Raw genomic sequence first — 22,329 nt, 5'->3', positions numbered from 1 at the left:
TCCTCCGCATCCTCCCCACAACAGGCGGGTCCACTCCTCCGCCACCTACTCGGTGTTCCCGCACGTCATGAGCGTGTCACCCATGTGGAGCATGTTCCAGCACGTCGGGCGGGTCAAGCGGGATGGCCCAAATGGATGCCAGAAGTACTTGTTACGCGCTTGGCGAACCGCGGGGTGACAGGACTCTGGCCTCACCAGTACGAGGCCGCCGACCTGGCATTTCGTGGCCGAAACGTGATCATATCGACGGGTACGGCGTCCGGGAAGTCGCTGGCGTACCTCACTCCCGCCGTCGCCTCCTGCCTCGACGGCGGCACGATCCTGTACCTGACCCCGACCAAGGCCCTGGCCGCAGACCAGTTGCGCGGCCTGCGCGAGCTGCGCATCACCCAGCTGCGCGCGGCCTGCTTCGACGGCGACACGCCGTTCGAGGAACGTACGTGGGTGCGCCAGCACGCCAACTACGTCCTGACGAATCCGGACATGCTGCACCGCAGCATCCTCCCTCGCCACGCCCAGTGGTCCTCGTTCTTCCGCCGGTTGCGCATGGTCGTCGTCGACGAGTGCCACGGCTACCGCGGTGTCTTCGGCTCCCACGTCGCCCAGATCCTGCGCCGCCTGCGCCGCGTCTGCGCCCGTTACGGCTCGCGCCCCACGTTCCTGCTCGCGTCGGCGACGGCCAGCGAGCCGGGCGTGTTCGGGATGAGGCTGACGGGGCTTGAGATGGACGAGGTGACCGTGGACGCCTCGCCCAAGGGTTCCACCACCATCGCGCTGTGGGAGCCGCCCCTGACCGAGCTACGGGGCGAGGGAGGGGCTCCTGTGCGGCGGACGGCCACGGCGGAGGCGGCGGATCTGCTGGCGGACCTCGTCCTGGCCGACGTCCGCACGCTCGCCTTCGTACGTTCCCGCCGCGGCGCCGAAACAGTCGCCCTGACGGCCCGCGCCAAACTCGCCGACGTAGCCTTCTCCCTCTCCACCCGCCACCCTCGACCCACCACCACCCACCCCCCGAACACCGCAAAGCCCACCACCCACCACCCGAGCACCGCAGAACCCACCACCCACCACCCGAGCACCGCAGAACCCACCACCCACCACCCCAGCACCGCAGAACCGACCCTCGCCCAGCCGAGCACGGCAGAACCCACCACCCACCAGCCGAGCACCGCAGAACTGACCGCCGCCAACCACCAACCGCACACAGCCGAACGCGCGCGCACCGCCCAACCCACCCCGCTGGAAGCGGACCCCTTCCTCAGCCACCAGCCGGGCGCTGCCGAGCTGACGAGCCCCACCATGCCGGGACCATCCCGTACCACCGCCGGCCTCTCCACGACAGACTCGGCGGTCGGCACCTCAGAGCATGAGGGCCCGGCAACCGAGCCGACCTCGGAAAGCTCCCTCACCTGGGCACTCCCGGACGCCCCCGCCCATCCGGACTGGACCGACCTCCCCAACAAGATCGCCGCCTACCGCGCCGGATACCTCGCCGAAGATCGCAGGCTCCTGGAGAAGGCCCTCCGCTCAGGCACGATCATGGGCCTCGCCACCACCAACGCCCTCGAGTTGGGCGTGGACGTCTCAGGCCTGGACGCCGTGCTGATCGCGGGCTGGCCCGGCACCCGAGCCTCCCTTTGGCAGCAGGCGGGCCGGGCGGGCCGCGACGGCCAGGACGCGCTCGCCGTACTGATCGCCAGGGACGACCCCTTGGACACCTATCTCGTCCATCACCCCCAGGCCCTGTTCGGCCAGCCTGTGGAGGCGATCGTCCTCGACCCCGACAATCCGTACGTCCTGGGCCCCCACCTCTGCGCCGCGGCCGCCGAGATCCCACTGACCGTCGACGACCTGCCCATCTTCGGCACCACCACCTCCACGGTCCTCGATGATCTGGTCTCCCAGGGGCTGCTCAGGAGGCGCCCCGCGGGCTGGTTCTGGACCAAGCGGGAGCGTGCCACCGACCTCGCCGACATCCGAGGCGGCGGAGGCGCTCCCATCCAGGTCGTGGAGTCGTCCACCGGCCGCCTCCTGGGCAGCGTGGACGAGCCGTCCGCGCACACGACGGTGCACACGGGCGCGGTCTACATCCATCAGGGCGAGACCTTCCTGGTGGAGCTGCTGGATCTGGAGGCCGGGGTGGCCCTGGTGTCCAGCGCGACCCCGGACTTCACGACGTTCGCTCGCGACATCACCGACATTTCCATCCTCTCCACCCAGCGCTCCCACCCCCTGGGCCCCGGCACGCTCCACTTCGGCGAGGTGGAGGTGACCCGGCAAGTGGTCTCGTACCTCAAGAGACGCCTCCAGTCAGGCGAGATGCTCGGCGACGAGCCCCTGGACCTGCCACCCCGCACCCTCCGCACCCGCGCCGTCTGGTGGACGCTCCCCGCCTCGGCGGTGGCCCCGCTCGCCGAAGCGGGCATCGACCTCGGCGGCGCCGCCCACGCCGCCGAACACGCCTCCATCGGCCTGCTCCCCCTGTTCGCCACCTGCGACCGCTGGGACATCGGCGGCGTCTCCACCGAACTGCACGCCGACACGGGGCTGCTCACCGTCTTCGTGTACGACGGGCACGAGGGCGGGGCGGGTTTCGCCGAACGCGGCTACGCCCGTGCGACCGACTGGCTGACCGCCACGCGCGAAGCCATAACCTCATGCGAATGCGAACGAGGCTGCCCTTCCTGCATTCAATCCCCGAAATGCGGCAACGGCAACGAGCCCCTGGACAAACGAGGCGCCATCCGCCTCCTCAACACGCTGCTGTCCCCTCAGTAAAACGCCACGAGACCCACACAAGAACTGCTACCGAGAGCGCGACCTAGGTCCCCGCCACGGCGCGTGCCACCCGTAAAGGCGGGCCCCCTGGACCTACCGGGACCGACCCCCAGAACCCCGCTCCACCTGCACCATCGCACGCCGACCCAAACCCCGCGCCTGACTGATCGATGAGTCGAATCAAATAACCGATTTAGCTTTCGCCGTCTCTATGCCGATGGCCCACAAAAGCGCGTTCCTCACCTTCACCCTTGTCGTCATCGTCGCCGGACCAGAAATCGGCCGCCCCCGGCTGCGGGCGTTCCCAGAACCCGCTGTCCTCCATTGACCGTGGAGACGGCGGCAGATAATCGTCCCAGCGATCCTCCATCCGTACGGCAGGCCGAACGGGGGACGCGTCGGACTTGGGGACATCCGTGACCGCGGAACTGGGCAGGGTGATGCGAACGGGCCCCTGACGAGCCTCCGGCACGTCTCGCACCTCCTCCACCTCGAACGCGGCGGCGGCCTCCTCACGCTTCCGATCGAGCGCGGGCGGCGCCGGCGGCCGTTCCGGACCCGCCCCGTCGGAACGCTCGTCGGACACCGGCCGCTGAGCCCGGGACTGATCGGGAACCCGGGTCTTGGCGACGGCCAGGATCACGGCGGGCCTCCGCCGGGGCGGGGCCGTGGTGACCGAAACGCTTTCGTTCGCATGCGTGGCCTGAACCCCGCCGACCGGCGACGTGCTCGGAGCCGGGGTCGCTGTGGCCGTAGCAGGCGTGGAGCTCTCACCTGTGGCGAGCGCCCGCCGCCGCGCCCAGGCACCCGCATGGGCGCCGAACAGCAACAGGAGGATGCCCGCTGCGACGTAGAGGCCGTACTGGGCGAGGTTCCCGATCGGCGACTCGCTCGACTGCGCCTTCACGTCAGGCTGGACGGGAGCGGTGTCCGCGCCGCCCTTCGCATCGGACGGGCGCAGACCGCCCGTTTCGTCGGCCGTGGGAATCGGCAGGTTCCCGTTGGGGTCGGCGTCGGGTATTGCCGGAAGCTTGGCTGTCGTCCGCTTGGGCGTCGTCGGTTTGGTCGTCGGCAGGGTCTGTCTCTTGGCCGGCAGCGTGGGGAGCGGGTCGACGTTCTTGGTGGTCTTCGGGGTGCGGGCGTCTGTGGTCTTCTTCTTCGTCGGCGTGGGCGTCGGCGCGGCGGGGAAGGCGACGTACGCGGCGGCCGAATTGCCCGACCCGATCGATCCGCCGTCGCCGTCACCCCTGAACGCCTTGACCGTGAACCCCACCTTCTGGCCCTTCGCCTTGGCCGGCACGGCGAGCACCACCTGGCACGTGGAACCGGCGCACGCGCTGTCGGCGGGCAGCCTTCCCACGATGCCGGACTGGCTGTTGGAGACCTCGTACGACTGCAGGTCAGGCTCTGAGCCCTTGCTCCAGGTCAGCTGGACCTTGGCGCTGCCCTGCCGGGTCGCGTTCACGTTGCCCGGCGCCGCAGGTGGCCGCCGGAGCTTGAACGTGCTGCTCGCGTACCTGCTCCCTGTGATCTCTCCCTTGAGGGTCACGGTGAAGGTCCCGTTCGGGGCGTTGCCCGCGTCGAACGTGCCGGAGATCGTCTGGTTCGCTCCCCCTCCGGCGACCTTCTGGATGGGCGTGGAGGGCCCCTCGACGTAAAGGCCCATGTTCAGCTGCATCACGCCCGTTTGTGCAGAAACAGTCACCGACGAGCTCGAAAGCACCTGGCCGTCGGCGGGCGAGGTGATCTGCCCGGACGAGTCGGCCCGCCAGGTCACCGCGGCGGCCTGAGCGGTCCCGCCAAGCGCGATGGAGCCGGCCACGATCATCCCTGTGGCCACCACTCTGCCGACTACCGTCACGACGCTTCCCTCCATCGAGAGCCTCGCGCCGCCTGACCACCCTGGGGCGTTCACGCGACGACCGGAAGTGCAGTCCGCCCGGCCGATACGGTCACCGACCGTCCCCGGACCCGCACCCTAGCGACTTCACTCCGGCGCTTACAGGCGCCCTGCCACATACGGCATGGACCGAGGGTAAGCGGAACCTTACGGTACATACACAACTCTTGGACACCACGTCCAAGAAGTCGTGACTGGATCGCGACCTAGCCCCGCAAGCCCCAACCGCCCCATCATTTCGGTCACCATTCGATCCATTTGCCCGATTTTCACACCAACCGAAATGTCACCATTCAACACATTGACGCCACTGCGGCCAAGGCACCCATTCACCCCAAAAGCACATACGATTCGACTACGTCCAGGACGCATAGAGGGTGACACAAAGTCGGGCAAACCTCCCCGAGTCGGGCTCTCTCACCGCAGGTCAACAGTGACTCTGGCTCTCACCACATCTTCTCTATGCACAACGGTCCCTTTCTTCGCCATCACCTGGTCCAAGCCACCACCGTCCCCCGGCCTTCAGCACCATTTCCGGGGCCAGCAGGCCACACCGCACGCGCAAGTTCCCCGTCCAACGCTGACCCGCCATCCTGAGCGGGGAGACCCCGTTGCGGGCAAGCCTCGGCGCCCACCTGCTCGCAGCGCTGGTACGACGAGGCACCATCGCCCCCGCCCCCGACCGCTCCCAGACAACCTCGACCCACCGTCCGCCACCCGGTCCTCGGCAACGGCGGTTCCAACAGGGCCGCCGATCGATATTTCGGAGCCGTGGCTGGACCAAGCGCGGTGGGTCCTTCTTCGACGTGTCTCAAGTCGTCGAACGGCACTTCGGCCATCGGCATAGTGGCACGTCGAGCCCCGACCATGTGATGGAGGAATCGGCTTCCTGGGGGCAATTGGGTGAGGTCGCGGGGCTTCGGGTGTTGGATCTCAGATGCGAGGATGCAGCCATCGGACAACTCCTGCTGGATGCCGGGCTGTCGTCGTTACCTGGGATCGGACAGCTCCGCAGCGATGGCCAAGGCTGCCGATACGGCGTTATACGGAACAGCCAGCCGCGTCGAGATGGACGATATCAACGACTTCTCTGCCCGCCCTCTTCGTTCGATCTGGTTGTTTTACGGTTGGCTTTTCACCATGTCGAGGATATCGAGCCAGCGCCGGCCGCCCACCGTGGATGCCTCGCAGCCGGCGCTCTCTGACATGCGTTTGATGATCAGGCATGCACGTACCAGGCGGCGGTCAAGGGGCCCTTTCCACTGGACCGGCCCGAGATCTGGCCGTTAGTGTGCGGGGCCCTAATATCGGTAGCGAGATTGACAGCGAGGTCCAGACATCGGCGATTTCGTCAGTGATTTTGCATTGGGTCAGCTTCACGCCGTTCTGACTGGCCAGGGTAGCGGCTCGGGCGCAGGCGGCTTCTGGGTTGATTATCGCTAGTTTGGCTGCTGCAAGGGCGCTCAGGTCAGCGGCGCTGTTCACGCGGTGGCGTGCCACGCGTACCGAGCCCAGCGTGGCGAACGCTGTGGCGACCGCCATAAGGAGACCCATGAAAGCTACACCCCAAAGTGTGGCCGAGCCTTTCTCTTTAGGATTGATGGGGGTCCCCTCCTTCCAGGCTCGCTGCTTGCGGTCATGGGGAATATCCGGGCTCGGTGTCAGCGGTGGCCGTGGCGGATATTTGTACTGCGGGCAATGAGTGGGCCCAGGGCGGTTGTACTTCTACGGTGATCTGAACCTTCGTGGTTTCCGTGTCGCGGGTTACGGCTACTTGGGCCCCCGGGCGGGTGGCGGTGCGGGCTCGGGTCATGACCTGGTCGAGGGGCTCGCCCCTGGCCGCGGCTCGTGCTGCGGCGCGGGCCGCGTCCACGCACTCGAGCTGGGCACTGACGGCTTGGATGGCCCATAGCGCGGCTGCGAGGACGACCATGAGCGCGGGCAGCATCGCGGCGGTCTCGGCTGTGACCGAGCCCCGCGATGCCGACCGCTTCCTGCCCAGGGAAATCCGCGCTTGGCGGAGGGTCATCCGGTGGCGGTGTTGAGTGCTCGATCGATGAGGGCCTTCAGCATCTCCTGGACTTCTGGACTGCTCACCACCTTGAACAAGAGTGCGGCGAAGGCACATGCCGCAATCGTGCCTACGGCGTATTCGGCGGTGGACATGCCGCGCTCACGATTGACCGTCGCGTAATGAAGCCATCTGTTGCGTCGCGTCGGAGCGGGGCGGGTGGTCGGCCCGAACGGGGCCGGCTTGGACGATCCGTCTTGTGCGTTCGTGGTGATCTCGGGCGGTGTCGAGGTTTCCCTCGGGGACTTGGCTGACGTTTCCCTTGGCGGCCTGGCGGTGTGAGCAGTGGCTTCTGCGGCGACGTTGAAGGCTGACGGGACGCTTCGTGTGATGTTGGTGCGGCTGAGTGAGAACTTGCCGACTATTTTGTTGCTTGCTGCGGTGTGCCTGGGTTCTGGGGTGGCTTTGATGTCGTCTGGCATGGTGGCGGGACTGTGCATCGTGCCTCCAGGTGGTGCTCGGAGCCGGGGTCTTGTCCGGCGGGAGTCCTTAGGTTGGCCGAAGCCGGGCCTTAGGCAATGAGCCGAACGACGTTCTGTGGAGGACGTTGGGTTTTCCACAATCAGGGGGTTGACCTGGGGGTTTAGGGCTACGCTGCCCCGTGTTGGTCGGGTTGGCCCGCGAGTGGCCCGTCATTGACGTTTTCGCAGGTCAGGCCGCTATCTGTGATCGTTTCGCCGCACAGCGCCGCCTCGATCTTCGCGTTGGCCGCCTCTTCGCCGCCCTTGACCCAATGGGCGTATGTGCTCAGCAGGGTTCGGATGGAGTGCCCTAACCGCCGCGCGACCTCCGCCGGATCCACGCCCGCCGCAATCAGCATGCTGGCGTTCGCGTGCCGCAGGTCATAGGGCCGTCTGGCCACGGCGGAGGCGTGCTCAGCCGGGCTCAGGGCGGCTTTGCGGGCACGTCGCCAGACCGACTGATACACCGGAGCGGGGACCTTGCCCTGATCGGGACCGTCGTAGAACAGCCGCCCGTCGGGGGCCGGCGGGAAGGTCAGCAGGTGAAGGCGCAGGATCACCACCAGTTCCGGGGGGATGGGAACGGGGCGGACCGTCTTTGTACTGCGGTGTTTGAGCCCGCGTGTGTCGTGCCGTTCGCCGTCGTCGGTCCACAGTTCGCCGACGTCAGGGGAGGCGCCCTCAAGAGTGATGCTGCCCCAGCCGCCGCCCATGGGCAGACGGCACTGGTGGACCTTGAGGTCTAGGCCCTCTGATGGGCGTATCCCGGCGTAGAAGATGAGGCAGAACAGCGCGAACAGGTGCGGTCCCCGGTCGCGGTGTTTGGTGTAGCCGCGTAGTTCGCGCACTGCCCACAGCAGCCGCCGCGCTTGCTCCAGCGTGGGTACGACCACCGGCGAGACCGCGTCATCGATGAAGCGCCGCCGGGTCTTGATCGCGGGCAGTGGGTTGAGCGTGATCAGTTTGGCCGACAGCGCCCGATCGAGGCACTTGTACAGGATGGCGCGACGGGTGCGCGCAGTGGTGGCCGCCGCCTGTTTACCGTTCTGGAGTTTCTTGATCGCCGCCAGCAGGGCGCGGAGATGTTCATCATCGGCCAGCTCCACCACCGGCCGCGTGTGCTCGCCGAGCCATCCGAGCGCTTGCGCGATGTCGTCGGGGACCGTGTCGGAGGCGATCCGGCCGGGCCTGTAGGCCCACTCTTTGAGTGCTTTGCGAAGGATCTTGTCGGACGGCCGGGTCCGCCGGGCCTTGATGGAGTCTTCCAGCATGGCCATGGTGATCTCGGCCAGCGATTCGGCCAGCCGCCTACGGCTACCGGCCGCGCTGCCGTCCCATTCGGCCGCCGCCACGTCGCAGGAGTGCTCGAACCAGGTGCGTTGCTGACGGGTCCAGGAGACGGGTTGCCCGGTGCGCAGGTCCCACTCTTCGCCGACCGTTTCGGCCGCCCGGGTGAGCTGGGACTGAAATTTCTGGGCTAGCGCTTTGGTCACGAACGACAGAGAATAGGGCGTCGTGTTGATCCTCCATCGTAATTCCCAGGGCTTCTTGCGCCCCTCACGCTTCCGGATCTTCCAGAATTGGATGTCGATTGCCGACACTGTCAACCACCTTCCATTTCCGCCTTTTGACTCTCTAACCATTTTATCCAGTCATCGTGCTTTATTCGTCTTTCACCATTAGGGATTCGATATGTTTCCGGGCCGCGTCCGGTGGCCAGCCACCGATAGAACGTCGAGCGAGGAACTTGCAGGATACGCCGGGCATCGGCGATCGTCAGGAAATCATCTCGACTCATCTCTCGTTGCCTTTCATCAGATGGTTCACGGGCCAGGCACGGGCCAAGATCCAGGAAGGGTCAAGCCTGCCAGGGGTTGCTATGCGATTACGCATTCAGCCTTTACATGCCAATCTTTTACGGCATTCCCAGGCAAAAGAATGAGGAATAGCGCATCACAACTCACCAATCACGGGAAATTAAATTCGGTAACTTGTCTTTCCCGTTCGAGGGGGCACGCCGACCATATGCCGTCGCCGGCCAGGCCGCGCCCACGCCAGAATCCCTTCGGGTGTGCACGTTGGGTAGCAGGTCGTTACTATATGCGCTCGGGGGCGGCCCACCCACCCACCCTCGGTGTGGGTTGCGCGCCATAGATCAAGCACAGGATGCAGCCACCAAAGACCAACCCAACAGCAACGATCAAAGGTGGTGCCTTCGGCGCGTTTTGCCTGGTGGCGGCTCTCGTCTCATCTGCCGGCCGCCGCCGCGCCGATCTACTGTGCGAGTCCCAGTCGCAGCACTTCGCGGGCTTGCCGATGCTCACGGCCGAGCACTTCGGCCAGCACCCGATCGCCTAGCGTGCGGTAGCCGATCCCGGCGATCCGCCAGTCACCTACCAGGACCGTTGCCGCCCCCTCGTTATCGGACAGGCCCGCGTCCCCTCCCACCCACGGGTCGCGTTCGCGTGCTCGCTGCGACAACCGCCAAGCCCGCCGAGCCTCGCGCAGGGCCGCGAACGTCGTGGAGTAGCGGCGGCTCTTGGAGGTCACGTGCCCGCGAAAGCCGAGCGTGTGCACATGCCGTGCCAGGCGCAGCGCCCGGCAGGTGCCCAGACGTGCCAGGCGGCGTACCGTCGCCGTCAGGGCCGCCACGTGTGCCGGGAGCCTCCCGCCCCCTTCCACGTCCGGCTCGTCTGCACGCGGTCGCGAGGTGGGAAGGCCGCTCACGCTGTCGGAGACGGTCTTGGTCGCGTACTTGGCCAGATAGCCCGCCACTCGTGCCCGATCGATCTCGCGCGCTTGCACCGGCCGCACGTCCAGTTGAGCGCCCCATCGCGCCATGGCCGCCGTTCGTCCGTCCACCACAGGAAGCGGCACGCTCACTCGCCCCGCCGCGTGCGCGAGCGCCGCCGTGAGCAGTTCCACGCCCGCCCACGCCGGAGGCGCGATCGTCTGTTCCGGATCCTCGGGGTTAACCCCATCCAGACGGGCCAGCACGTGCAGGTGCACCACGCCGCGCTTTTGGAATTCGGCCACCTTGGCATACGAGACGCGCAGCATCTCTCGCACTCCGCGCACAGTCACCGGCCCTCCGCCAACGCTTGGAGCGAGCGCGGCCAACGCCCGATACACGTAGATCACCGTGCGCCGCCACAACTCCCCAACGTGGGCGTTCCACAGCACCAGCCCGGCCAGGTCCGCACACTCCTCGCACAGCGGAGCCCCGACCATCCCATCCCGAGCGTCGTGCCGGCTGTGGCACCATAGCGGCCTGCCGTGCTCACAGGTCCTCTTGCCGCCTCTGGCCGTTCGACACACCCCGCCATCACGGGCAGCGTGCACCCGCCCAAAGCTAGGCGCGGTGAACGTGGCCAGCACCAGCGGATGCCCCGCGTCGTCCACCCCGTCGCTGTCGTCGCTCGCAGCGCTCGCAGCCGGGGTCATGCCACCGGCGAACACGTGCCAGGCATCGGCGCGGTACCGAGCCGCGCATGGCGGGCAGACGCTCTCGCGGCGATCCTTACACGCCACCAGCAGCACCCCGCCCGGTTCTTGTTCGCTGGCATAGGTGGCTTCAATCTCTCCGGTGGCCGCGTTCACGGTCATCGCCGAGCCCATCAGCCGCACCGGCCGGACGCAGTGCCCGGCCCGTTCCACCTGAGCCGTCCAACGCCGGTAGTGGTCTTCATCAGCCATGCGGGCGATCATCTGCCCCAGCACGGTCTGGCTCCTGATCATCTGACAATCTCCCCGTTCCTTCAGGCGATCCGCATCAGGAGCGGCCCCCACTCGCCGCCCCCGCTCGTGCGAACACCGCCCGCTCTAGATCCCCGCCCGATCTAGAGCCGACGATCAGCCCCCGCCCTGATCGGCTGCCAGCGCTCCAGCACCGCATCGCGCAGCGCCTCCAGGTCCTTGTCATCGGCCAGCAGCCCCGCCCCGAGCCCGCCGTGCCCCCATGGCGAGTGAACGAACTCCCGTAGGGTCCGCTCCAGTTCCTTCTCCCCGTACTTCTTCAGCCAGCTCACGAACCGTTCGGCCGCGTAAGCCTCACCGATCTCGACCAGTTCCCCCTCGGTGACCCACATCCGCACTGTCTTCTCCCTTTCCTCGTCTCCCGTGTCGCGGAGAGCCCCGCATCGCCCGCGACCCCATCCCCGGGGGAAGCCCCCGTCTTACGTCGTGACCGTCCGTCCGGACGGGATTGTCAGATACGGGTTGTACGCGCCGACCTGCCCCCGGGTTCAACGATTTCCCGTATTTCCGCAGGTAAGAGCTGTTTCCGGAAAGCTGCCCGGTCCGTAGCGGATGCCGGGCAGCTCACCTACTGTGACCCTCAGTCGCAACTCAGGCGACGCGCACGCACGTGGCGGGCACGTACCCGAACGGACTTCCGGTGAGGCTCGTCCGGCCGGAACGGACCTTGTACCAGTTGCGTCCGTCCCTGCCGCACTTGTTGAGGTATCTGTTGATCGGCTCGCCCCGCACCAGTTCGCAGGTGGTCAGGGTGGTCCCGGTGGGGACGGTTCGCAGCACCAGGCCGTTGACGAAGGGGAAGTCGCGGATGGCGACGTTGGCCCCGGTCACACGCAGGGTGCGGCACGCCGACGCCGAGCCCTGCGTGCTGGTCTGCGTGGTGGTCGCCGCGTTGGCTGCGCTGGTGGTGACGGGCACCGCCGCCAGGGTCGCGGCGAGGATGGCGGACGCGAAGACGGTGGACGGCTTGAACATGATCGTTTCTCCTTTGTGTTTTCGGAACAGTTGATCTCTTCGGACAGAGGTTGAGCTGAGGGAACCTCAGCGGTGCAGCCAGCGCGCGGTTTCCCCGTGGGCGAGGTAGCGCGCGGCGACCACCGCCAGCGTCAGGCCCACCGCCGTGCCCAGGTTCGGGCCGGTGATCATCGAGAGTCCGCCCTGGAGGATCATCAGGATCTCCAGGATCAGCGCCGTGACGCGGATCCAACGACGGCGCGAGTCCAGCAGCCCGGCCAGCACGCCGAGCCCGATGTAGAAGGCGACGCTCACGCCGATGTACGCCCACACCGCTCCCGGCAGCGGACCGTTCGGCGCCAGCAGCGCCACCAGCAGGACGCTGGCGAGCATCCCCACGAAGGCTTGGACGAACATCCAGCCCTGGGCGATGCGCACCGGTCGAGGCGTGGCGTACTCGGTGCTGTCGTGGATATCGCGCGCCTGGTCGTTGATCGTGTTGTGCATGGTCATCTCCAGGAGGTAAAGGTGGTGGATCGCAGTTCGGCCGCGTACGCCGCCAGGCCGGACAGTTGCCCGTCGCTGAGGTAGAACCCCTTCTGACGAACCGGCCCCGCCGAGCCGGCCAGCAGGTAGCCGACGCCGGGTGCGCCCAGGGGGATGGTCGAGGCGTCCACGCCCCGCGCCGCCCAGCCCGAGCCCAGCACGGTGTCGGAGGCTTCCCTCGTCGTGCAGCGCAGCGCCCACCGGGTGTCGAACAGATCCCGGATGTAGGTCGGCACCACGTCCGAGCCGGGTTTCTGCGTGGCCGCGATCACGCGTACCGCCGCCGCGCGCCCCCGCGCACCCAGCTCATGCAGAGGCACCAGGAACGCCTCCCGCTTCTTCTTGTCGGGGTAGAGCGTGAACGCGGCCAGCTCATCGATGACCACGGCCAGCAGCCCATAGCCCATCCCGCGCGTGATCTTCCGCGCGCCGGACGCGGCCAGGTAGCCGTAACGCTCCTCCATCTGATCGCGCGCCCATTCCAGGCCCGCTGTCGCGCTGTCGATGTCGGCGCGGATCCCGCCATGCGCCACCGGCTCCCAGCAGGCCAGCTCCACGCCGCGTTTGCCGTCGATCAGCACGCCCACGGTCGCGGGGTCCAGCATCAGCCCCGCGATCAGGCTGTGCAGCGCCACCGACTTGCCCGCGTCCGGGCCGCCCCCGATGATCGTGTGCACGCTCACCGGTCCGGCCTCCCCTCGATCTGGTCGGCCCCGCCGCCCGCGATCTGTTCGGGACCGTCGCTCAGCAGCGAGACCGTGACCAGTTCGCCGGTTTCCGAGACCCCGACCGGGATCGGATCCCAGGCGCTTGCCACCCAGCCCTGATCAGGCGCGTCGGTCCACGGCCAGGCCAGCACGCCGAAGCCGTCGAGCGGATCACGCCGGATCACCTCCACGTGCGCGTACCGGGCGTTCACCTCATCGGCGCTCACGTGGACCTGCGAGGCTTCCAGCGAGGAGGCCAGCCATGGTGCGCGGTCCTCGATGTCGCAGGCCGCGCCCCCTTTGGGCACCCGCACGAGCAGCCGTTCCCCGGCCGCCGTCCGTCTGGCCTCCATGACGCGCGGAACGCGGTCGTTGTGCGTGGCCAGCCCGGCGAAGCGGGCCGCCCGATCCCAGCGGCGGATCACGTGCGAGCGCCACAGCAGATCCACCAGCCAGCCCCGCACGGCAGGCACCCCGCCGAGCGCGCCCAGCAGGCAGACCGCCACCGCCGCCGCGATCGGCCAGCCGCCGACCATCCAGCCGCCGACCACCGAGGCGACCACCGCAGCCGTCAGGGCGATCTCACGCCGGGCCAGCCACGCCGGACGCAGCACGTACACCGTCAGCCGCGACCCCGGAGTGGATTGCGCCCGGATCGGCACGGCGGGCATCTCGACCGCTGGGGGCAGCCCGGAGGGACGCCCGGGAACCTGCGGACCCATCAGCCCCGTCATGTCGGCACCTCGCCGCCGTCCCCGTCGCCGGGGTATGGAGGTTGGTGGACGAGGGTGTGCAGCCGCGCCCCCGCCACGGCGGGCGGACCCCCGTCGAACACCGGAGCGGCGTCCGTCAGGTCCGGCCTGCCGTCCGGGCCGCATCCGCGCAGCAGCCAGCCCGGCTCACCCTCGCCGAAGCAGCCCAGCACCTCCGAGGCGAAGACCGCCGCCGAGCGCGACAGCGCCGAGGCGAACCACGCTGCGCCGGAGGGGGACAGGTGATCCACCCGCACCACCACGAGCTGTCCGCTCACGCTCGCGAAGCTGAGCAGCGGCCAGCCGTGCGGTAAGCGCCAGGTGTGCACCCGTGCGTTCTCGGTCGGAGCGATGACCAGATCCATCAGCCCTCGCCCCCGGGCTCACCCGCCGAAGCGGACGAGTGGCGCGCAGCCCCGATCGGGTTACGCCCCCGCGCGCCCGCCGTCGCGCCCTGCTCACCGGCCGCCGGGGAGCCGTGCGGCGCGGCGGCCACGTGGCCCGCGCTGCCGTTGAGCGGCACCACGCCCGTGGCGCTCCACCAGCGAACGTCCCCGTCCTTGGCCGTGCCGTAGGCCAGACCTTCCACCCGCACCGGCAGACCCGGCACCAGGTGATGCTGTTCCCCCGCCAGGTTGAACTTGATCATCGTGGAGTCGCTGCCGTCCATCGCCAGCAACCGCACCACCATGACCGGTAGACCGTCCTCGGTCACCTTGACCTTCTTGGTCGCGAAGTCCTTCGCCGGACTCGGCGGCGAGGCGACCGTGAACCCGAGCTGACTCGTGTCGATCGGGAACCGCATCCGTACCTCCCAGCATCTGGGGTGTCCCGGTGACACCCACGATGCCAGGCTGTACTCGAACATGCGTTCGATAGGTTCAACGCCATATCCGCGCGGCATATCAGTGTCCGTCAGCGCCGCGCGCGTGCTACGACGCCCCCGCGCGCGGCATTCGCCGAGCTGGTCGCCCTTCAGGCCAATTGGCTACACATATGATCAGCGATCATGAACGCGCTGCCGGGGAACGCTACCCCGGCCCTCGGACGCGGTGAAACAATCTCCGCATGAGCACTCTCGCTGAACGACTCCACGCCGGATTAGACGAAAACGACATAGCTACGGCCGCCGCCATCGAACTCCTCAACGCCGAACCCGACTACGGCAGCGCGTGGCTCGACAACGACGACTTTGTCGGCAACGGCTGCGTGCGCGACAACGACGAAAACGACGGCAAAGCATTCATCGACTGGCGCCAAGCCCGCGTGGTGCACGGCATGCTGGTCCAAATGGCGCCCCAGCCTATCCCCGAGTACGCGAACGCACTCGCTCTCCTCGACTTCGCCATCGCACTCGGCGAAGGCCGCTACCGCTTCAACGAGATGGGCCACCAGCAACGCAGCGCACTCGCCACCGCAACAGCCCGCCTCGCCGCGCCTGGACACAGCTAAGCCTTATCGGCACTCCCACTCGCAGTGGCCCCCGCGCTGTGTGATGACCTTCCCTACTACATCAAGCCCGCCCGGCCGAGCCGGGCGGAACCCCCACGGTAATGATCTTGGTCGGGTGGTAGCCCGCCACCCGCCCCCCTCACCCGCCCGCGTAACCGCCCCCGTAACTGGGAATCGTGGGCATGCGACAGCGAGCTCTCTGACGCCTCACCGCGCCCCTCATGGCGTCGGCCGTCGCCCCCTCCGTCGTCTCCGGGGAGGGTTCCCCTCCCCGCTCCCCTCCCTGGAGGGGAGGGGTTGCACCCCTCCCCTCGCCCCTCCCCGCTCGCGCATCGCTTCGCTCGCGCGTGGCCCGCATTGCTTCGCTCGCGGGCAACCCCAACCCCCACGGCCGTTGCCGAGCCGTAGCGGGCACGCGCCGACACCCCGGTTCCCCGCCCGGATGGGCACGGCATCGGGACGCGCCGGCCGGACCGCCATCGGGACTGCGCGCGGCGCTGACGCGCCGTGCTCGCCCTCGCCGTCCGGCAGGCACGCCCTCGCCGCGCCCATCGAACCGGCCCGTACCCGCCGACGCCCCGACCGGACCGAGGGGCCGTCGCATGCCCGGCGCGACCCATGCCGCCGCACTCGCCTACCCATGCCCGGCGCGGTGTGTGCCAGCGTCGGGACTTACTCCATCACCCCGGGCCGGATCCCGGTGCGGCCTGCCGCCTTCGGCCGCCCCCGTCCACGCATCTTTACCCCAGCATCACGCAGCCACCGGCCAAGGGTCCCCGCATCGCGCCCAAAGGCCCTCGACAGGCTCACCAGCCCTTCGCCGCCCTCGTAGCGCGCGATCAGGCTCGCCATGTCGATTCCCTCTTTGCCGCCTACCCGGCCACGAGGGGCCACCACTACCGCGCCCTCCGCCAGCCACTCACGCACCTTCCGGCGCGAGGCCCCGAGCGAAGTGGCGAGAGTCTTGATCGACTGCACCGCATACCGCCTACGGAGTTCTTCCGCGCTGATCGGGCACTGTTTACGCCGCCTTGGCCCGCCGCTTTTGCGCGGCCCCGGCCCGCCCCCTGGACGTTTGTCGATCCCTGCTTCCTTCAGCCAGCGCTTCGCCATTGAGGGCGACACTCCCAGCGACTCCGCCAACTCCCGGACTGTGGTGGCCGCATACCGCCTGCCCAGCTCATCAGCGCTGATCGGGCACTGCATCGGTTCGGGACCCCGTTTCACCTCCGCACGCTGCTCAATCCCCGCTTCCTTCAGCCAGCGCTTCGCCGTCGAGGGCGACACCCCCAGCGACTCCGCGAGCCCTCGTGCCGACGTGGACGCATACCGCCTGCCTAACTCCTCAGCGCTGACCGGGCACTGCATCGGTTTGCGGCCCCGTTTTCCCTTGCCCAGACTTGTCCCGCTCACCACGCACCCACCATGACCGCGTGCACCACCTGTGCCGCTCCCACCGGAGCCTCCCTTCACGTTGCCTGGACAATGCAATGCCCCCGACCAGACGGCGGGGTTTGCGCGGTGGGGCCACGGAACCGCCTGGCAACGACCACCGCCCGCGCCCGGACAGACGTTGTGAGCCTTCGGCGCGGATGTGCGGTGATCGGTTGCCTGTCTGGTCGGGGGCGGCACCCCGGCTAAGCGCGGCTGTGCATACTCAACCGGGGGCGCTCAAGGGTCAGAGATCGTTGACCGTCTCCTCCCGCACATCGACCACTCGCATCAACAGCTCCCGGGCCACGCAGTGCGCCAACTCCGCATCATCGAAACGCACCACCCGGTTCACGGCGAACGGCACTACCGGCGGCAGACCCGGCACGAACACATCCCCCCGAACTCCGAACGGAGCACACTCCGCCACCGTGAACACCGCCGCATGACGGCGCAGATGCGAACACTGCCGGATCGCCTCAGGGATGCACGCCCGGCATGTCGGAGGCGCGTTGGTGTAGCCGTCCCCGCTCTCGCCCTGATCCGACGACAACAGCCACCAGATCCGCCCCGTCTCCGCGTCCACCGCCGACCCAGCGCACACCTGACACCACGCCCGGGTCATGCAGCGCCACTGCCGACGCGTGTTCACCGTCGTGAAGTCCGGCCGCCCCGCCCGCCTGCCGTTCTGCCGCAGGCGCAGCACACCCAGCTCATAGTCACCCGGCCGCGATTCGACGTAGCACAACCGCATCCCGCCCTGGGGTTGAGGCATCCACCTCAGGCGATGCCTCTCAGCCTCGCCCGTCCAGCCGATCACATACGGATACCGGAACCCCATCACCGCCGCGTTCTCGTTGCCGCTCACGACCGCACGTCACCCGTGGCGAGCGGATCCGTCCCGTACACCTGCCTATGCCGGGTCCGGTAGCGGTGCACCAGCCGCCGAACCGCCGTCTCCATCGCCGAGCATGGGCACGAGGTATACGTCCAGCGCTCGCTCGTATCGTTCAGACACCAGCGAAAATGCCAGCCCTGCGCCCCCCACTCGCACCACACCGCCAGCCTGACCGACCAGATTCCCACCAGCGCGACCCCTCGGAACTCCGAGACCTGCGACGCGATCCCGTACCGCTCCAGTTCCTCAGCCAGCTTCCGCGCCAGGCTCTCCGCAGGGCTGACCACCCCCGCGCCCGCGTTCACGCCTTCCTCCCGACCCCGCCCAGGAGATCTACCCTCTCGGCGTCCTCTTCGGCGAGCGCGTTCAGGTGGGGACGCCACGACGGCACCCGCACCAGCCCCGGCTCCACCATTTCCACACCCGCCGCCGTGAACATCCGGCCGACCTGTGTTTCCGTGCGCAGCACTACCGGCGCGGATGCACCCTGGTAGGCAGCAGCAGCCGCGATCGTCTTTGGCGTCTTGATCACATGCGAGATGACCAGGTGGCTTCCCGTTGCTGTGGACCGCATCAGCCGTTTCACGATCCTGTACGGGTCTTCCATCGCCGTGACGAAATGCAGGCACGCCACCAGCAGCACGCAAACCGGCCTACTGAAGTCCAGCAGATCGGCCGCCTGCTCAAGGATCTGTCCCGGCTTGCGTAGGTCCCGTTCCACCATCGCGGTGTGCTCGTCCGTGGCCAGCAACGCCCGCCCGTGCTGAACCACGACCGGGTCATAGTCCACGTACACCGTCCGAGCGTCACCATGGACGCTCTGGGCTACCTCGTGCACATTGCCCATCGAGGGGAAACCCGTGCCGACATCCAGGAACTGCCGCACCCCCGACTCAGCGACGAACCGCACCGCCCGGCCCAGGAACGCCCGGTTCTCTCGCGCGCATAGCACCGCATCGGGATTCAGCCGCGAAGCCTCCGCAGCCGCCGCCCGGTCCGCCTCGTAATTGTCCTTGCCGCCGAGGAAGTAGTCGTACATACGCGCTACGTTCGGCACATTCGGATTAATTGCCCGAGACCTCTGCTCAGGCCCGCGCCTGGACAGCGCATCCAGCGTCGGCCACCCGTTCGACGTGCCCTTTTCGGGGGGACACGGACAGCCCGCGCTGGTATTTCCTCGTACCCGATTGGTCGTATCCTGTGGCATAGGTCAGGACCTCAATTCCTGATCAAGGGAGCCGTACGGCGTGTCAGCGCCTGCGGCTCCCGTCCTATTGACTGCCGTTCTTGCCGTTCCCTTGCCTGCCTGCGGTCAAGGATGTGGGATAGATGTCGCCACACCGAGGGGTTGCCTCACGCAGGCAACCGGGCAACGGATAGAGGCAACCGTGCGATTTGGCGAAGCGCTTCGTAAGTGTCGCGAGCGTCAGAAGGTATCGCTCAATGCGCTTCACGAGCTGACGTTCTTTTCCAAGAGCTACCTCAGCCGCGTTGAGCGGGGCGAACGTAACCCCGAGCGGGTACTGGCCGAACTGGTCGATGAGGCTCTTGCCGCGAATGGACGGCTCGTCAGGGCGTGGGATAGCGACTACGCACCTAACCGGACTATCGTGGGTTCCTCGGGAGGTGAGGCAACGAAACGCCGTCAATTCATCACCAGTGCGGCGCTCTTGGCCGGAGGCGCGTTCGACGACCTTGCCGGGCAGCCTGAGCCTAGTACGGCCGCCGTCGCACGGCTTCGGGATGCTCTTCTCCCGACTTCGCCAACTCCTCAGGCAGCTACACCCGTAGCATCGCTTTCCCGCTCACTCACTCGTGCTCAGCGCGACTTTGCCGCTGCTCGCTACCTACCGCTGGCAGACGAACTCGCAGCGCTCCTCCCCGTTGCCTCAGCCGCCTCAACCCCTGCTGCGATGGCTACTGCCGCGCGTATCTACCACCTCACCACGCGCACTCTGATCAAGCTCAGCGCTTCGCCCTACGCTTGGATCTCCGCCCACAAAGGCGTCGAAATCGCACAGGCAAGTTCCGATCTCCAAGCCATAGGGGAATGTCGGCGCGATCTGATCAGCCTGTTCCATCGGGCCGCCGAGTATCGCAAGGCTCGCGACGTCGCTATCTCAGCCGCAGAATCCCTCCGACCCCAACTCGCCGAGGCAACACCTCACGCGTGGGGGGCCTATGGTGCCCTGCTCTCTACCGGCGCTATTGCCGCCGCTCGCCTTGAGGACCGACACTCAGCGCTCAGCATGCTCACCGAAGCCGACGAGGCTGCCCATCACGCCCCCAATCTCACTCTGGGCTATGGACACGTACCCATCTACAAGATGGGCGTCTCCATCGTGCTGGGAGACGCAGGCACAGCCATTGAACACGCCAAGGCAGTCATCCCCAATCAGATCCCGACGCTAGAGCGACGAGGCAGCTACTACACCGGCATAGCCGAGGCATACACGCTCTGGGGCAAGACCGACCGCGCCATACGGGCCTTGCTCATCGCCGAGAAGATAGCGCCCTCCGAGGTACGACGCTCCGGAAGCCGCCAGGTCATCACTGAGCTACTTCGCCGGGATCCTCACAGCAAGCTATCCGGCTTGCGAGGACTCGCCCGTCGCGTCGGCGTCACCCTCTAAGCTCGTAAACGCAACCAAAAAGCGTTTTTGGGAACCCCCTCGGGCTGGCCGCCGCACTGCGTGCCTCTGGCCCGCTGGACTCGCCGTAGCCCTGTGCAGAGCATAAAGGACCCGCCTCCGGCGGGGGCTCCGACTCCGGGATGGCCATGATCAATTAGCGCCGGTAGCAAGTGGTTGCTGTCGGGCCGCCTTTCCGCCGGCCATCGCCCAGGCGAAGCCAAGCATGTCATGGCCCGGGGGGAAAGATCGTTCTTCCGGTAGGGAGCTCCATCCTTCCCCCCGGGCCATGACATGCTTCCTAGCGGTGGGCGACGGCAGACGGGAAGGCTAGGAGGCGAACGCTTGTCGCCGGGAAAACCCTGAATACGCCCTCAATAACTTGGCCCGTGTGTGGCCCGCGAACAGTCAGCGACGGTGAGCACCCGTGAGACTCTATGGGACACCCTGATTTCGCCTTTCCCGCCTTTCCCCAGGTCAGACAGCCGACAACCCCCTGATCAGGGCCGCAACGCTCGCTTTCCAGTGTCCACAGACGACCAATGTTCTTCTGTGGATGGACAAGATTCCGCGGGCCGCGTTGTGGATGAAGTTTCCCGGAGCTAAGGGCCGTGGGGTTGGTGCCCGGAGAGCGCTATTGAGCCTGGAGGTCACGTCGAGGGCTTGCAGACGGCGTTGGCGACATAGAGAGCCCAGGCAACGGGTTACGTACTCGGAGGCGGCGTTGCCTCAGCAGGAGCGGCATCGGGTGCATGCACGGCGACGTAGAGAACCCCTAGGAACAAGTTGCTCGCTCAGAAGGGCGTTAATTACGCGGAAAGTGGCGTAAAGGCTCGATGGATGGGTTGACCCACCAGATGCGGTTTAAGCATCCAGAAGGCGATATAGAGAACGGGAGAAGCGTCATCGGGCTCCCAGGGGCGGGTCGGACTTGTGGCGGCAGCGGCCAGAAGGGCGTTGCAGGGATCCGTGGGTGCGTGGCCGCTCCAGCAGCGACCACTGTGCATCGGTGAGATCTGTCCGCCGCGCCATCGACGAGGTGCCGGCGAGTTCTCCGAGCAGTCCAAGGTGGAGGCGAGGTTTTCGGCAGATGTGTCTTGGCCATCGACGTATCCGACGGAGACCCTCTTTGTTTTCGATCTTCGACACGCCACCGGGCGCAGATTTGTCACTTCTCCCTGTTTCCGCCGGCCATAGGCCCATTCACGTTCTGCATCCACGGTGTCCGATCATCTCCCGCGGGAGAAACAACATCAGCTTGCGTATGAAGAACTCCACTCTGGTCACAAGTGACGACTGCCATGGGCGTGGACTTTCTGTCATCGTGTGCTCACACAGCCAAACCTGGCCTGTCGTCAGACCCCACAAGCCGTCTGAGCTGGCAAAAAGGCAGGATTCATGGACCTAGAGACACAGATCCTCGAGTTGCTGGTGCACGTCCGAACGCTCAAAGCGGGCCAGTGCCGCAGCGACGACGGCAGCGCGACCAGCATGGCCCAATTGAAGGCCGAGATCACCAACATCCAGACCGAGATAAGACAAGACCTCGCCGCTCTTGGCGACGAGATGACAGCCCTCCGACGGCATATGAACGAGCACTTCACATCAAACCGACCACGATGCTGCAAAGACCCCGCTCCCGATAGGGCACAGTGATCGGCTGACGACTCAGCTTCAATCGCTCGCCGAACCCTTGCATGCGACTTGGCCTGAGCTCTCCGGTCTGAAACCGAAGCTCAGGCCAAACCTGGCGTAGGGGTGGCATTGTGCGGGCCGTAATGGAGGCCACACGACCGTCCGGCGGGCTACCGCGTGAGACTCGCACCAACTCTCCAGCAGCGGGCCTGGCTCGGTCGGCGCGCAGGCTTGTCGCGGGCGGTGGAGAACTTCTGCCTGGAGTGAGGTTCCCCCAGTAGCACGGACACCCGAGGTGAGGTCACTCAGTGGTGTCTGAGGGCCGGTAGAAGCTCTCGAACGTGACGGGACTATGCAT

At 67.1% G+C, this 22,329-nt stretch carries 23 protein-coding genes; 5 read left to right on the top strand and 18 right to left on the bottom strand.

What is annotated here, in order from left to right:
* The first annotated feature begins 234 nt into the window (after positions 1-234).
* Positions 235-2,778 carry a DEAD/DEAH box helicase gene (locus ACIBI9_RS55340; RefSeq protein WP_397235490.1) on the top strand — a complete coding sequence of 848 codons (2,544 nt, stop codon included), beginning with the start codon at positions 235-237 and terminating at the stop codon, positions 2,776-2,778.
* 193 nt (positions 2,779-2,971) lie between these two features.
* Here the strand turns inward: ACIBI9_RS55340 and ACIBI9_RS55335 are convergent, their stop codons facing one another.
* The 14 genes from ACIBI9_RS55335 to ACIBI9_RS55270 all read right to left on the bottom strand — a co-directional run bounded on the left by ACIBI9_RS55335 (position 2,972) and on the right by ACIBI9_RS55270 (position 14,730).
* On the bottom strand, positions 2,972-4,639 hold the full coding sequence (locus tag ACIBI9_RS55335; RefSeq protein WP_397235489.1) for a hypothetical protein: 1,668 nt from the start codon (positions 4,637-4,639) through the stop codon (positions 2,972-2,974).
* Positions 4,640-5,923: 1,284 nt separating this feature from the next.
* The gene (locus ACIBI9_RS55330; protein ID WP_397235565.1) at positions 5,924-6,280 is read right to left on the bottom strand and encodes an Rv3654c family TadE-like protein; all 357 of its coding nucleotides are present in this window, start codon (positions 6,278-6,280) and stop codon (positions 5,924-5,926) included.
* 34 nt (positions 6,281-6,314) lie between these two features.
* On the bottom strand, positions 6,315-6,707 hold the full coding sequence (locus ACIBI9_RS55325; RefSeq protein WP_397235488.1) for a TadE family type IV pilus minor pilin: 393 nt from the start codon (positions 6,705-6,707) through the stop codon (positions 6,315-6,317).
* Positions 6,704-7,171: a DUF4244 domain-containing protein gene (locus ACIBI9_RS55320; RefSeq protein ID WP_397235487.1), complete on the bottom strand. Its 468-nt coding sequence runs from the start codon at positions 7,169-7,171 to the stop codon at positions 6,704-6,706. The genes ACIBI9_RS55325 and ACIBI9_RS55320 overlap by 4 nt, the downstream gene beginning before the upstream one ends.
* Positions 7,172-7,338: 167 nt before the next feature.
* Positions 7,339-8,811 carry a tyrosine-type recombinase/integrase gene (locus ACIBI9_RS55315; protein WP_397235486.1) on the bottom strand — a complete coding sequence of 491 codons (1,473 nt, stop codon included), beginning with the start codon at positions 8,809-8,811 and terminating at the stop codon, positions 7,339-7,341.
* Between the two features lie 2 nt (positions 8,812-8,813).
* Positions 8,814-9,008: a helix-turn-helix transcriptional regulator gene (locus ACIBI9_RS55310; RefSeq protein WP_397235485.1), complete on the bottom strand. Its 195-nt coding sequence runs from the start codon at positions 9,006-9,008 to the stop codon at positions 8,814-8,816.
* A 476-nt stretch (positions 9,009-9,484) separates the two neighbouring features.
* Positions 9,485-10,948, bottom strand: a complete 1,464-nt coding sequence (locus ACIBI9_RS55305) for a replication initiator (RefSeq protein ID WP_397235484.1) — start codon at positions 10,946-10,948, stop codon at positions 9,485-9,487.
* A gap of 101 nt (positions 10,949-11,049) precedes the next feature.
* Positions 11,050-11,304: a hypothetical protein gene (locus tag ACIBI9_RS55300; RefSeq protein ID WP_397235483.1), complete on the bottom strand. Its 255-nt coding sequence runs from the start codon at positions 11,302-11,304 to the stop codon at positions 11,050-11,052.
* 253 nt (positions 11,305-11,557) lie between these two features.
* Positions 11,558-11,941, bottom strand: coding sequence for a hypothetical protein (locus tag ACIBI9_RS55295; RefSeq protein WP_397235482.1), 384 nt, complete (start codon positions 11,939-11,941; stop codon positions 11,558-11,560).
* A 66-nt stretch (positions 11,942-12,007) separates the two neighbouring features.
* Positions 12,008-12,433, bottom strand: coding sequence for a hypothetical protein (locus tag ACIBI9_RS55290; protein WP_397235481.1), 426 nt, complete (start codon positions 12,431-12,433; stop codon positions 12,008-12,010).
* The gene (locus ACIBI9_RS55285; protein WP_397235480.1) at positions 12,430-13,149 is read right to left on the bottom strand and encodes an FtsK/SpoIIIE domain-containing protein; all 720 of its coding nucleotides are present in this window, start codon (positions 13,147-13,149) and stop codon (positions 12,430-12,432) included. The genes ACIBI9_RS55290 and ACIBI9_RS55285 overlap by 4 nt, the downstream gene beginning before the upstream one ends.
* On the bottom strand, positions 13,146-13,907 hold the full coding sequence (locus ACIBI9_RS55280; protein ID WP_397235479.1) for a hypothetical protein: 762 nt from the start codon (positions 13,905-13,907) through the stop codon (positions 13,146-13,148). The genes ACIBI9_RS55285 and ACIBI9_RS55280 overlap by 4 nt, the downstream gene beginning before the upstream one ends.
* Positions 13,904-14,290 carry a hypothetical protein gene (locus ACIBI9_RS55275; protein WP_397235478.1) on the bottom strand — a complete coding sequence of 129 codons (387 nt, stop codon included), beginning with the start codon at positions 14,288-14,290 and terminating at the stop codon, positions 13,904-13,906. The genes ACIBI9_RS55280 and ACIBI9_RS55275 overlap by 4 nt, the downstream gene beginning before the upstream one ends.
* On the bottom strand, positions 14,290-14,730 hold the full coding sequence (locus ACIBI9_RS55270) for a hypothetical protein (protein WP_397235477.1): 441 nt from the start codon (positions 14,728-14,730) through the stop codon (positions 14,290-14,292). Before ACIBI9_RS55270 ends, ACIBI9_RS55275 begins: the two co-directional genes overlap by 1 nt.
* Before the next feature lie 263 nt (positions 14,731-14,993).
* On the opposite strand from ACIBI9_RS55270, the gene ACIBI9_RS55265 reads away from it, so the two are divergent.
* On the top strand, positions 14,994-15,377 hold the full coding sequence (locus ACIBI9_RS55265) for a hypothetical protein (RefSeq protein ID WP_397235476.1): 384 nt from the start codon (positions 14,994-14,996) through the stop codon (positions 15,375-15,377).
* Between the two features lie 672 nt (positions 15,378-16,049).
* Here the strand turns inward: ACIBI9_RS55265 and ACIBI9_RS55260 are convergent.
* From ACIBI9_RS55260 to ACIBI9_RS55245, 4 genes are all read right to left on the bottom strand, one after another.
* Positions 16,050-16,664: a helix-turn-helix domain-containing protein gene (locus ACIBI9_RS55260; RefSeq protein WP_397235475.1), complete on the bottom strand. Its 615-nt coding sequence runs from the start codon at positions 16,662-16,664 to the stop codon at positions 16,050-16,052.
* A 391-nt stretch (positions 16,665-17,055) separates the two neighbouring features.
* Complete coding sequence (locus ACIBI9_RS55255) at positions 17,056-17,676, bottom strand: hypothetical protein (protein WP_397235474.1); 621 nt, start codon at positions 17,674-17,676, stop codon at positions 17,056-17,058.
* A complete protein-coding gene (locus ACIBI9_RS55250; protein ID WP_397235473.1) occupies positions 17,673-18,011 on the bottom strand; it encodes a hypothetical protein in 339 nt (112 codons plus the stop codon). Before ACIBI9_RS55250 ends, ACIBI9_RS55255 begins: the two co-directional genes overlap by 4 nt.
* Complete coding sequence (locus tag ACIBI9_RS55245) at positions 18,008-18,811, bottom strand: SAM-dependent methyltransferase (protein WP_397235563.1); 804 nt, start codon at positions 18,809-18,811, stop codon at positions 18,008-18,010. The genes ACIBI9_RS55250 and ACIBI9_RS55245 overlap by 4 nt, the downstream gene beginning before the upstream one ends.
* A 283-nt stretch (positions 18,812-19,094) precedes the next feature.
* On the opposite strand from ACIBI9_RS55245, the gene ACIBI9_RS55240 reads away from it, so the two are divergent.
* From ACIBI9_RS55240 to ACIBI9_RS55230, 3 genes are all read left to right on the top strand, one after another.
* Positions 19,095-20,339, top strand: a complete 1,245-nt coding sequence (locus ACIBI9_RS55240; RefSeq protein WP_397235472.1) for a helix-turn-helix domain-containing protein — start codon at positions 19,095-19,097, stop codon at positions 20,337-20,339.
* A 1,395-nt stretch (positions 20,340-21,734) separates the two neighbouring features.
* The gene (locus ACIBI9_RS55235; RefSeq protein ID WP_397235471.1) at positions 21,735-21,992 is read left to right on the top strand and encodes a hypothetical protein; all 258 of its coding nucleotides are present in this window, start codon (positions 21,735-21,737) and stop codon (positions 21,990-21,992) included.
* 156 nt (positions 21,993-22,148) lie between these two features.
* Positions 22,149-22,238: a hypothetical protein gene (locus ACIBI9_RS55230; protein ID WP_397235470.1), complete on the top strand. Its 90-nt coding sequence runs from the start codon at positions 22,149-22,151 to the stop codon at positions 22,236-22,238.
* Positions 22,239-22,329: the final 91 nt, after the last annotated feature.

It is taken from the genome of Nonomuraea sp. NPDC050451 (assembly GCF_044458585.1).
The sequence above is the reverse complement of the archived record's forward strand: the minus strand, read 5'-3'. Positions and strand labels throughout refer to the sequence as shown.